This is a genomic window from Stenotrophomonas sp. STEN029, assembly GCF_056760015.1.
Map to the genome: position 1 here is coordinate 1 of NZ_JBRREC010000122.1, position 11,522 is coordinate 11,522.

Annotated in this window: 11 protein-coding genes and 1 other RNA gene; 4 read left to right on the forward strand and 8 right to left on the reverse strand. The window is 60.7% G+C overall.

What is annotated here, in order from left to right; genetic code table 11:
• Window positions 1–185: 185 nt before the first annotated feature.
• From ACVOLI_RS19020 to ACVOLI_RS19040, 5 genes are all read right to left on the reverse strand, one after another.
• Window positions 186–512 (reverse strand): hypothetical protein, encoded by a 327-nt coding sequence (locus tag ACVOLI_RS19020; protein WP_296247829.1) that lies wholly within the window; start codon window positions 510–512, stop codon window positions 186–188.
• Window positions 513–1,213: 701 nt separating this feature from the next.
• Window positions 1,214–2,365, reverse strand: coding sequence for a hypothetical protein (locus tag ACVOLI_RS19025; protein WP_296247831.1), 1,152 nt, complete (start codon window positions 2,363–2,365; stop codon window positions 1,214–1,216).
• A 14-nt stretch (window positions 2,366–2,379) separates the two neighbouring features.
• A complete protein-coding gene (locus ACVOLI_RS19030; RefSeq protein ID WP_343229765.1) occupies window positions 2,380–3,525 on the reverse strand; it encodes a tyrosine-type recombinase/integrase in 1,146 nt (381 codons plus the stop codon).
• A 434-nt stretch (window positions 3,526–3,959) separates the two neighbouring features.
• Window positions 3,960–4,319, reverse strand: coding sequence for a type II toxin-antitoxin system ChpB family toxin (locus tag ACVOLI_RS19035; RefSeq protein ID WP_481615575.1), 360 nt, complete (start codon window positions 4,317–4,319; stop codon window positions 3,960–3,962).
• Window positions 4,316–4,573, reverse strand: a complete 258-nt coding sequence (locus ACVOLI_RS19040) for an AbrB/MazE/SpoVT family DNA-binding domain-containing protein (RefSeq protein WP_481615576.1) — start codon at window positions 4,571–4,573, stop codon at window positions 4,316–4,318. Before ACVOLI_RS19040 ends, ACVOLI_RS19035 begins: the two co-directional genes overlap by 4 nt.
• Before the next feature lie 215 nt (window positions 4,574–4,788).
• On the opposite strand from ACVOLI_RS19040, the gene ACVOLI_RS19045 reads away from it, so the two are divergent.
• Together ACVOLI_RS19045 and ACVOLI_RS19050 are read left to right on the forward strand one after the other, a co-directional pair.
• Complete coding sequence (locus ACVOLI_RS19045) at window positions 4,789–7,140, forward strand: GH92 family glycosyl hydrolase (protein WP_481615577.1); 2,352 nt, start codon at window positions 4,789–4,791, stop codon at window positions 7,138–7,140.
• A 156-nt stretch (window positions 7,141–7,296) separates the two neighbouring features.
• Window positions 7,297–7,749, forward strand: coding sequence for a GNAT family N-acetyltransferase (locus ACVOLI_RS19050; RefSeq protein WP_481615578.1), 453 nt, complete (start codon window positions 7,297–7,299; stop codon window positions 7,747–7,749).
• Window positions 7,750–7,757: 8 nt separating this feature from the next.
• On the opposite strand, the gene ACVOLI_RS19055 is transcribed toward ACVOLI_RS19050, so the two are convergent.
• The gene (locus ACVOLI_RS19055) at window positions 7,758–8,075 is read right to left on the reverse strand and encodes a DMT family transporter (RefSeq protein ID WP_296247842.1); all 318 of its coding nucleotides are present in this window, start codon (window positions 8,073–8,075) and stop codon (window positions 7,758–7,760) included.
• 310 nt (window positions 8,076–8,385) lie between these two features.
• On the opposite strand from ACVOLI_RS19055, the gene ffs reads away from it, so the two are divergent.
• An RNA gene (ffs, locus tag ACVOLI_RS19060) (signal recognition particle sRNA small type) lies at window positions 8,386–8,482 on the forward strand.
• Window positions 8,483–8,842: 360 nt separating this feature from the next.
• Here ffs and ACVOLI_RS19065 read toward each other — a convergent pair.
• Window positions 8,843–9,607 carry an MBL fold metallo-hydrolase gene (locus ACVOLI_RS19065; RefSeq protein WP_481615579.1) on the reverse strand — a complete coding sequence of 255 codons (765 nt, stop codon included), beginning with the start codon at window positions 9,605–9,607 and terminating at the stop codon, window positions 8,843–8,845.
• Window position 9,608: 1 nt separating this feature from the next.
• Entirely contained in the window at window positions 9,609–10,358 is a 750-nt protein-coding gene (locus ACVOLI_RS19070; RefSeq protein WP_296247846.1) for a 3-deoxy-D-manno-octulosonic acid kinase, read from the reverse strand.
• A 20-nt stretch (window positions 10,359–10,378) separates the two neighbouring features.
• On the opposite strand from ACVOLI_RS19070, the gene ACVOLI_RS19075 reads away from it, so the two are divergent.
• Window positions 10,379–11,425: a glycosyltransferase family 9 protein gene (locus ACVOLI_RS19075; protein WP_282272062.1), complete on the forward strand. Its 1,047-nt coding sequence runs from the start codon at window positions 10,379–10,381 to the stop codon at window positions 11,423–11,425.
• Window positions 11,426–11,522 lie beyond the last annotated feature (97 nt).

An 11,522-nucleotide genomic window follows, 5' to 3' on the forward strand; every position in this document is an offset into this window, starting at 1 on the left:
TACAACCCGACACGGCGACACGGTTCCAATGGCGGCCTGTCCCCGATAGAGTTTGAACGGCAGTACGCACTAAACGGCTGAAGAGTGTCTACAAAAGCCTGGGCGATTCATCTACCCAAAATGGATGCTCGCTTATTTTGCCGGGAACGCCCGGCATTGAGCAGCCAGGCGCTTGGGAAGACTCGTTAAGTCGCGTCATCCTCTTCTTGGATGACTTCAAAATCTGGATTATCCTCGATCTCACATGCCTCCGGAGGAGTGACGAAAACCTCCTCAATCTCCGCGCTGCAATCGAGCCCCTTCCGTCTTGCGGTGACGGTGCAAAAAAAAGTGCCGTGTTCGCTTTCTGCGGTGTACTGATACGTGGCTACATCATCGGTGGTCTTGTACGCACCCGACTCACTTCGAAGGTCACACGCTCCCCTTTGAACGGGTAGCTTCGATTCGTAATAATCACCTTTTTTTTTGTACTTTACCGATGTCCCAGACACAGGGGATACTGACCATGCCATTTCTATCCTCACAGAGGCCAACTCAGCGGCCTAATTATTGACTTCACTCGAATCGGAGCGATCACCAGCACGGTGCCCCTCCTCCTAGCCTAGGAATAGTAGGCTCGCCCGCCTCTGTTCAACAAGATGCCGGGCCAGATTTTATGACCGGACAGTACAAAAATTTACCATGCCGGATGCTTCGCGAATGGGAAACCTCACTGGCCTTGGCGCGCCTACGTAGTCAGTCGATGAAGTGCGGGGCAACAAAGAGCCAGCTCGGGATCTGAATTTCCTGGCGCGGAATCGCCCAGTCTTTAGTGGACACGCGATCGGAGGTGGCGTCGCGGCATGCGGAGACGTATTGGCTACAGGACTGAGGCGGTCGTTTAACTAGGCTCACGCAGCGACTCCATTTCCTGCGCAGTGATCAAGTCAGAGAAAGTACTCCGACCACCCGGCCGATCCGCTTGAGCGGGAGCCAGCCCCGGCGCGAGGCGTCCTCGGCCAACTCGATTGTCCTTCCGAAGGAACAGTCGAGTTTCTTTATGTAATCACTATTGAACAGCGACTCGCCTCGCAGACCGGTCACGTAGCCAAGCTGAAGTGCCATGGATACCCGGCCTGGCGTCGCCGCCGCACGGGCACGCGCCGAGCAAGGCACCCGGATTGGAGGAATGGAAGATGACCGGGCACGTTTGTTACCCATCCCCAACTTGGTGTCACCCTCGATCACCGCGCATGTGCCTAAAGTCGCCCATTTGCTTGTTACGCCGGTACTTTTCACCAGTGATGAAGTAAATCAATGACTGCACCTGGTCATTGTCTTCCCGGTCAAAGAACCCAAGACCAACCAAGAGATCCACCAATTCCTCCCGATCACATCCAAGGCTTGGTTTCTTAGCACCATTCCAACGACAGGCGGCGTAGAGCAGTTTTCTGAGCCTGTGGTTGATGAAAACCTGATCGAGAAATGCGTCCTCCGGAACCTTCACGGTCTCCTCGGGCAGATCAATCTCTCCAAGTCCATCCGACGAATAGCTATAGCCGGGGTTAGCGAGCGTTGCCGCGAACTCATGCCTCCCGTCGTTGAAAGGCTTGGGATTCTTCTTGTAACTGGCATTCAATTTTCGAAATTCCGCCGCAAGCGATGGCGTATCGATCTCACTGCGTGCCTTACCTCGATTTCGATAGGCTCTACGGAAGATCTCGTATACCAATGGCGACGAATCTTTCAACCCATAGGGGTCATCCGGCAGATCCTCAGAAACCGGCACAGCCTTAATCGTCCGCATGCTTTCCAGGACGTCACTCAGTGCGCGCTCCTCAACGAACAGGTCCGTGACGCGAATTCCATGGAGAACGTATGAATGTTCACTTCTAATGCGATTCGGAGTTTTCACGACCACAGGTCCAACAGAGCTGATATCAAACTTGGCGGGCACCTTATCGGCAATGGCTGCCGAAGTCGGCAGGAGAACATTAGGCAGACTATGTCGGTATTTGAAATCAATAGAAACAAGGCCATCGCGCGTCAACCCAGACTCCAAACCTCCCCCGCCCAATTGGCGCAGGGCTATCGGAGGATTCTCAAGGAGCTCACGCAACTGAGCGGTATCGAGCCGCAAATACCGGATCCTAGACTGATTGCCGTCAGGCGCGGGCTTTGTGACTGACTGCTGGGGCCCTAGGAGCTGGTATCCAGGAGGAAATGGATCGATGGAAACCATACTGGCCTGAAAGCCCTGCGGGACCTTGACGTAGAACCTGTCGTATCCGGCATCAACGAGCCTGTGAATGAACTCAATAGGATTGTTCCCGTCAAGCACGGTGGTTAACGGCCAAACTCGAATGGCGTGCGATTCAGACGTCATGTATCGAGACAATCCTATTTAGGCTTCTTCGCAGGAGGGTAAACGAAGTCGGCCCAAGCCTGCATCATCGGACGACGTTGTTCCAAGAGATCTGTGCGGTGGTAGGCAGCCTCCACCTTGTCTTTCACCGTATGTGCCAACGCTCGCTCTGCGAGGTCACGTGCGTACCCCTGCTCGCTACACCAATCACGGAAGCTTGATCTGAACCCATGGGCAGTCGCAACACGCCCTGGCGTAGCGCTCGATGCGCCCACCCTTCTTAACAACGCAGTGAGCGTCATATCCGACAAGATTGAGCGGGCCTGCACCGAGGGGAAGATAAGCTCATCGTGATGACCCTCTAGGCGCTTGAGCAGATCGACCGACTGTTCTGACAACGGAATTCGGTGAGGCTGCTTGGCCTTCATGCGACCAGCAGGAATCGTCCACAGCTTCGCGCCAAGGTTCACCTCCGCCCAAGTCATCCCGCGCACCTCACCGGAACGGCTTGCATTCAAGATAAGAAACAGCAAGGCATTCCGCGTGACATCGAATTCACCAGCTCCAGCAAGCTCCGATTTCACGAACGATGGAAGCTTCGCCCAAGGCATTGCGGGCTGATGCTCCTGGCGGACTGACTTTCCTGGCTGTAGAGGAAGCAGGTGTGTAACCACATCGACAGGATTGGCCTGATTGAATCCGTGCGCCCAACCCCAAGCCATAACCGCGTGCAAACGCTGCCTCACCCTGCTCGCTGTCTCAGCCTTTTCCAACCAGATTGGGCGCAACACGTCAGCTATATGTCGCGGCTGCAACTGATCGATAGGAAGGAAGCCAACCACCGGGAAGGCATACGCGACCAACGTATTAATCCATTGTTGTGCATGCTTGGGATTCTTCCACCCAGGCTTCAACTCTCCATGGAGTTGCTCCGCCGCCTCCTGGAAGGTTGGTGTTTTCGGCTTGGCGCGGTCAGTCGCCTTGGCCTCTAACGGATCTTGCCCTGCAGCGATCTGTACCCGCATTTCCCGAGCCAACTTTCCCGCCAAAGCGATGCTGACTTCCGGATAGGTACCTAGCCCAGCATTGCGCCTCTTGCCGGTAACAGGACTTACAAACCTCAGCACCCACTTCCCTTTGCCCTTCTGCGAGGCCGATGGGAAAAGGGTCAGGCCGGTCACTCCGCCGTGCGGAACGGCCAGACCGCCCGGGGCTAGGCTACGAGCCTTAACATCCGTTATCAAAGCCATGCATCACCTCTAGCCGTTTGTTTCCAGCATGCCACTCAGTATGCCATCTTTTGTTTGCTCTCTTTGGACACCATTGTGCCAGACCGGTACGAATTCTAGCCTAAGCCACTGAAAATAAGGCCAAAACAGGATGCAACTTGAGATCGCCTGCGCCTCATTAGGCATCCAAAAGGCAGACCCTCTCTCCGCCAGATAAAAAAAGAAAAGGCCGCCCATCGGGTGGCCTTTGCTTTTTCCTGTCAATTGCCAGCCAGCGAAGAAATTCCCAAGGCCAAGTTCAGAGACTCGAAGAAATCACTTTCGATGGAATTGCAGCGCTCGCTCTTTGAGCCACCGGCAACCTCAATATCCGCAGTTTCTTCGGATCACTCCACCGATTCCCCAAGAAACGTCGCTACCTTCGCCAACGCCTCATCCACAACACTGGCAGGCGCTCGCTCCACCTTTCGTGCACCGCGCGCATTCAAATCCATGCTGCGCAGGTGATTGACCAGGACCACGCCCTGCGTCTCGGTGCCCGTCGCTGACAGCGACACCGCGAACCCTGCATTCCGCCCCACCATTCCACCTTGGGTGATCGGGGCAACGATTGCCAAACCTGTGCCGTTGAACGGTGCTGGACTCAGGACCAGTGCTGGCCGCATATCACCCTGCATTTCCTGGCCGGCGCTTGGATTGAGCTGGACCCGGATGATGTCGCCGCGATCGAATCGCGGGCGGCTCACCACGCTTCGTTTCCTACCGGCCTGCTGCTGTTCCAGGCGACCAGTTCGTCATCCTGCGGTGCGTTCAAATCGCACTGCGCCAGCAACTCTGACAATTGATAGCGGGGCCGTGCCTTGACCGGAGTCAGGATCAACGCGCCTTCTTCGACGCCAATCTCCAGCGTGTCACCACTTCCCAGATCCATGGCCTTGAGAATGGATGCAGGCAGGCGAACGGCCGCGCTATTGCCCCAACGCTGAATTTTGGCGTGCATGATGCCTCCACAGATGTAGATACATTGTAGATCCAAACTTCCGCCACAGCAAACCCGCATCCGGGTCAGGTTCAGTAGCCAAACCACCGTCGGCAACCTCCTGCCACAGTGGAGTTTGCAGCGCCGCGTCTCAGATCCAGACAGGACCGATGGCCCGCCAGACCGTCCTTGGACATGCTAGCTTCCCAACATTAGACCGATCCAAAAGGTGCGGGATGAAGCAGCTTGGCGCGACCCTGTTAGTGCTTGCAGCAACCGTGGCAACCTCCTCATTGGCAGCGCCTTCAGCGCTGGCGGCCTCGCCCGCCGCCAACGAAGCCGCCTACGCCGCCGTGAACCCCTTCATCGGCACCGGTGGCGAGGGTCATACCTATCCGGGTGCGACCGTCCCTTACGGCATGGTCCAGCTCTCGCCCGATACCCGCATCCAGTCGCGCAAGAACGGTTATGGCTGGGCGGCGGGTTACCGCTATGACGACAGCACCATCGTCGGTTTCTCGCATACGCACTTCTCCGGCACCGGCCATTCGGATCTGGGTGATCTGCTGCTGATGCCCACTACCGGCGAGCTGAAGCTGGAGCGCGGCGATCCCGATCAGCCCTTGAGCGGCTACACCTCGCGCTTCAGTCATGCCAGCGAAACCGCCCAGCCGGGCTATTACGCGGTGACGCTGGATGACTACAAGGTGCGTGCTGAGCTGACTGCCAGCGCGCGCGTTGGCATGCACCGCTACAGCTTCCCGGCTGGCAAGCCGGCACATGTAGTGCTCGACCTGCGCACCAGCATGTATGACTACCCGGGCAAGATCCTGTGGTCGCGCTTGCGGGTGCGGGCCGATGGCACGGTTACCGGCTTCCGCGAGACGCGCGGCTGGGCGCCAGGCCGGCAGCTGTATTTTGCGATGCGTTTCTCGCAGCCGCTCAGCGGCCATCAGCTGCACGACACCGAACAGGATGTCGCCTACAAGGGCTTCCCGCCGCCGGGCGAGAAGGACCCGACGCAGCGCGCGCAGATTGAAGGCCGGCAGCTGGTTGCTGCCTTTGATGTGGTGCCGCAGGCCGGCAAGCCCTTGCTGGTGAAGGTGGCGATCTCGCCGGTCAGCGAGGAAGGCGCGATTGCCAACCTCGATGCGGAAGCGCCGGGTTGGGATTTCGATGGCATGCGCGTCGCCGCCAAGCAACAATGGAGTGAAGCGCTGGGCGCTGTCGAGGCACAAGGTAGCGCGGATGAGCGCACCCGCTTCTACACCGCGCTGTATCACACGCTGCTTGGGCCAACCTTGTTCATGGACAGCGACGGCCGTTATCGCGGGCCGGACAACGCGGTGCATCAGGCCAAGGGCTGGACGAACTATTCGACCTTCTCGCTGTGGGATACCTATCGCGCCCTGCACCCACTGGCCACGCTGGTGCAGCCAGCGCAACGCACCAACGACTTCGTCAATTCGCTGTTGGCCTCACGCCGCGAAAGCCCTTATGGCGTGCTGCCGGTGTGGTCGTTCCACGGCCTGGAAACCTGGTGCATGATCGGCTACCACGCCGTGCCGGTGATCGCCGATGCCTATATGAAGGGCATCCGTGGCTACGACACCGAAGAGGCCTTGCAGGCGATGGTCGCCAGCGCCAACTACGGGCCGTACGACGGCATCGCGCAGTACCGCCAGCTCGGCTATGTGCCGATCGACGAGGAAGGCGAAGCAGCCAGCAAGACGCTGGAATATGCCTATGACGATTGGACCATCGCACAGGTGGCCAAGGACATGGGCAAGACCGAGGTAGCGAGCGAGTTCAGCAAGCGTGCAGCGAACTGGAAGCATGCATTCGACCAGGGCACCGGCTTCATGCGCGCGCGCAAGCGCGATGGCAGTTTCCGCGAGCCGTTTGATCCCAGTGCCAGCGGTTACGGCACGGATTTCACCGAAGGCAATGCCTGGCAGTACTCGTGGTATGTGCCGCAGGATGTCGCCGGCTTGGCTGCGGCGCATGGTGGCAGCGACAAGCTGCTGCAGCGTCTGGACGATGTGTTTGAAGCCAAGGTTGATCCGTCGATCTTCGCGCACATGGAAGACATCACCGGGCTGATTGGCTGGTACGCACATGGCAACGAGCCAAGCCACCATGTTGCCTATCTGTATGCACATGCCGGGCAGCCGTGGCGCACGCAGGCACGCTTGAAGCAGATCATGGACACGCAGTACGCGGCACGCCCGGACGGCTTGGCGGGTAACGATGATCTTGGGCAGATGTCGGCCTGGTATGTGTTTACCGCGCTGGGTTTCTATCCGGTTACGCCGGGTAGCAACCAGTACATCATCGGCCGGCCATTCCTGCCGCAGGCGACCTTGAATCTGCCGGATGGGAAGCGTTTCAGCATCGTGGCTACTGGATTGGATGCTGCGCATACGTATGTTGGTTCGGTGAGCCTCAATGGCAAGCCGCTGGATCGGGCTTATGTGACGCATCAGGAGATTGTTGCTGGTGGGGAGCTGCGGTTCACGATGCAGGCTGAGCCGAACAAGTCTTGGGCCGCGGATGCGGCGACGTTGCCTTATTCGATGTCGCGTTGATTGGTTTTTGTGCTGCTAGGTTTGCGTTGTTTGACCGTTGAAAGCACGCTTCGCGCTCCCCTCTCCCCAACCCTCTCCCCCAAGGGGAGAGGGGCTAAAACCAAAACCAAAGCCAAAGCCAAAGCAGCCCCCTCCCCAGCTGTTAGATTGCAGCGTATGCCGATCCGTCCCTATCAACCTTGTGATGCCAACGCCTGCCTGTCACTGTTCGACAGCAATGTGCCCGAGTACTTCACGCTAGCCGAACGCACTGACTTCGCGCAGTTCCTACAGCGCGATGCGCAGGGTTGCGACTATCAGCTGATCGAGCACGATGACCAGGTTGTCGCCTGCGGCGGTTTGGCGATACGCGACGATGGCGTCGCCGTTTTCTGCTGGGGCATGGTCGAGCGCAGCCTGCATCGGCAGGGGTTCGGCAGGCAATTGAGTCTTGCCCGTTTACAGCAGGCCAGACAGAGCCCGAACGCGAAGCGCGTGGAGCTCAGCACCAGTCAGCACACGCAGGACTTCTACGCGCGACTCGGATTCAGCATGACCCGGATCGTGGCCGATGGCCACGGCCCGGGTCTGGATGCGGTCGAGATGGTGTTGGTGCTGCGCGAGGACTGAGGCTGTTATCAGCTGCTGGACAGTTTCATCAGCACCAGGCCGCTGACGATCAGCACCGCCGCACCAATACGCATCGCGCTGACCTGCTCGCCCAGGAAGATGATGCCGATGACGAAGGCACCTACCGCGCCGATACCGGTCCAGATCGTATAGGCCGTGCCCAGCGGCAAGGTGCGCATGGCCAAGGCCAGCAACCAGAAGCTGGCGATCATGCCGACGATGGTGACGATGCTGGGAACCAGCTTGGTAAAACCGTGGGATTGCTTCATTGCCAGCGCCCAGACGATTTCCAGCGCACCAGCGATCACGAGATAGATCCAAGCCATACAGCCTCCTAGAGAAGCCAGGCCGTCCTGGGTGAAGTCCCGTGATGGGCGGAGGTCGTCCTCCGTTGGGTGGGCATTCTATCCAAGCCGGGCGTCTGGGGCCGCTAAACGGCGGCTGCGGGTTACACGGGGTTCAAGCCGGAACGCTGGTCGGGCGGTAGTGCATACGCTACAATCGCCGCACACGATCAGGACCTGCTCCAGTTTGTGTCCGGTCCATGAAGCATCGGCGGCTGATGATCGCATCGCCCCAGCCTCTCGTATCGTGAATGGCCGCGCCTAGCGCGGCCAAACCGTCTCTATGGTGGCCCCGTCGGCCCCTCGCGACGCTAGGTCGAAAATCCCGCCAGGGCCGGAAGGCAGCAACGGTATCGATCGACGCGGGCGCCGAGGTCAGCCGGCGGGGTCGCCACCTTTTTGGGCCTTGGAAAGTTCCGCCGCTGATGAAGCGGTGGCTTTTGCTTGTGCGCGTTGTAGTCCGGGTAAGCGCAGCGCACCCGGGGCTCTGGCCGTGCAGCTGTTTTGCAGGATTGCCCGCCACGAGCTGGCCTTTCTTGATTGTGAGCCCCCGGCACGCATCCCGGGTGCGCTGCGCTTACCCGGGTCACGTTGCTGCGGAGGGTTCGGGTGAGGCTGATCTGGACCGGCTCCGGCCTTGCCCTCACCCCAACCCCTCTCCCGCTGGCGGGAGAGGGGCTCAGTGATCATTGCTGCGGACAATTTGGGCTCTACGTGCGCCCAAGCTTCGTGGAGCCGAAGCACGACGCTCAACCCTCAAACGGCTCCGCACGCGGTGCCGTTGGCTCGCTCAACAGCACACACTCACCCGGCATCGCCACGCGGTGGCCGCGCGCGCGCAGCGCTTCGCCGTCGGCGGCGCTGGCGTAGTGGTAGAGCATCATCCGCGCCTGGGTGGCGGCGTCGTATTCGCGCTCCAGGTCGTCAACGCCGGTATGCGAAGGATTGCCGTGCAGTCCGCAGTCGTGGGCGATCAATTCGTTGTCGCCGGCAAATCGCGCCAGCATCTCCGGGATCGGGCGGGTATCGCCGCTCCACACCACTGCGCCCTGCAGGCGCAGGCCGTAGGCGGTTTCCGGCCAATGGTGGCGCACCGGGAACACTTCCAGGCGCACGCCCTCATGCCAGAACGCATCGCCCACTACGATCAGCTGGAAGGCGTCCCAGAAGTTGGCGCCACCTTCGGCCAGCACGTTCGGGTAGTCCCCTACCCGCTTGTGCAGCAGCGGCACCAGCGGCGCTGGCACGTATAGCCGCACCTTGCCGCGCCGTTGAGGGTTGAAGAAGGCATCGACGAACAGGCGCTCGAAACCGGCCACATGGTCCAGATGGATATGGGTGACGAACACCGCATCCGGCATGGCGCGGTAATGGCTGCGATAGGCCGTCAGTCCTTCGCCGCCGCAATCAATGGTCAGCCAAGGCTGGCCGCCGTGCTCGATCACCGACATCGGCGAACCCAGCTCCACCGCCGACGCATTGCCGACGCCAAGGAAACGCAACGCCCAACTCATGTCACACGCCCCGGTTCCAGGCCAGATCATAGGCGCGGCGCAGCCGCGCATAGTCCTGCTCGACGTCCTCGCGGCTGCGCGCGCCGCGCAGCTTCAGCAGGGAGCGCAGCAGGCGCTTGAGGTTACGCTCGCGCCAGCGGGTGGCGGGAATGCGCAGCACGCCGCGATCGAAATCGATCAGCCAACCACGGCGGGCGTCATCAAACAGGATGTTGTGGGCATTCAAATCAGCGTGATCCAGGCCCGCACGGTGGAAGCGCGCGATCATCCGCCCGGCCTCCTCCCATGGCGCGCCGCGCCCGGCGACCTGCGCGTGGTCGGCCAGCGAGCGCACGTCTTCCAGCCGCTCCATCAGCAGTGCCGCCTTGTAGCGCAGGCCTTCGCGCATGTAGAACGCCGCGTAGGGGCGCGGCACCGGCAGCTTCTGCGCGATCAGCTCGCGCATCAGGCGAAACTCGGCAAAGCTGCGCGTCCGGTTGGCACCACGCCACAAATAGCTGCTGTGGCTGATCTTGGCGGCGACACCGCCGCGCAGGTACTGGCGCAACACGCTGCGACCGAACGGCGCGTCGATGAACCATGCGCCGCCACGGCCGCCATCGCCCACCGGATGGGCCTTGCTGCCCCACTGCGCAGGCACGAACAAACCGGGATCGGCTTGCCGCAGGCGTTCGCGGTCGAACAGAATGGCGCCATAGCCGCGACCATCGCGGCAGGGCGTCAGCGCTTCAGTGGCGTCGAATGCGACCATCTTTACGAGTCTAACAACACATGCCTGCATCGTCGTCCCCGTTGTGTCTTTTGCGCCTCTCGGCACTGGGTGATGTCACCCATGTGGTGCCGCTGGTACGCACACTGCAGCGGGGGTTTCCGGGCACGCCACTGCACTGGGTGATCGACAAGGCCGGCCACAAGCTGCTCGACGGCCTGCCCGGGGTCAGTTTCCACGTCTACGACAAGAACAGCGGGTTGGCTGGAATGCGTGCGCTGCGTCGCGAATTTCCGCCTGGCCGTTTCGATGCCCTGCTGCAGATGCAGGTGGCCGCCCGCGCCAACCTGCTGTCAGCCTTCATCCCGGCCAAGCGCCGCATCGGCTACGACAAGTCACGCTCCAAGGACCTGCATGGGCTCTTCATCAATGAGCGCATCCCCGACCGCCCCGGCATCCATGTGCTCGATGCCATCGGCAGCTTCTGCGAGCCGCTGGGGCTGAAGCAGACCGAGGTCAGCTGGGACCTGGCCACACCACCGGAGGCGCATGAGTGGGCGCGCGCGCAGTGGGAGGAAGATGGCCGGCCGGTGTTGATGATCTCGCCCTGCTCCAGCCACCAGCGCCGCAACTGGTACGCCGAGCGCCACGCCGCGCTGGCCGACCACGCTGCAAGCCAGGGCTGGCGGGTGGTACTGTGCGGCGGACGCAGCGAGCTGGAACGCAGCACCAGCGACGCCATCCTCGCCGCGATGAAGCACCCGGCGCTGGACCTGGTCGGCAAGGACACGCTCAAGCAGTTGCCGGCCCTGCTGGCCCGCGCCTCGCTGCTGGTCACCCCGGACTCGGGGCCGATGCATATCGCCAATGCGGTCGGCACCAAGGTGCTGGGCCTGCATGCGGCCAGCAACCCAGCACGCAGCGGCCCGTATTCCGACCGCCGCTATTGCGTGGACCGTTATGACGATGCCGCCCGCCGCTATCTCAACAAGCCGGCCAGCGCGCTGAAATGGGGCACCAAGATCGAGTTCGACGACGTGATGTCGTTGATCACGGTGGAGGATGCGATTGCCGCGTTTGAGCGCTATCGCGCGGATCATCAAAGCTGACCAGTTGCAGGAGCCGCTTTTTTGTAGGAGCGGCGTAAGCCGCGAAGCTCGTGGATCAGCAGATGGCGGGAATTCCCAGCGCTGCAGCATGGTTAGC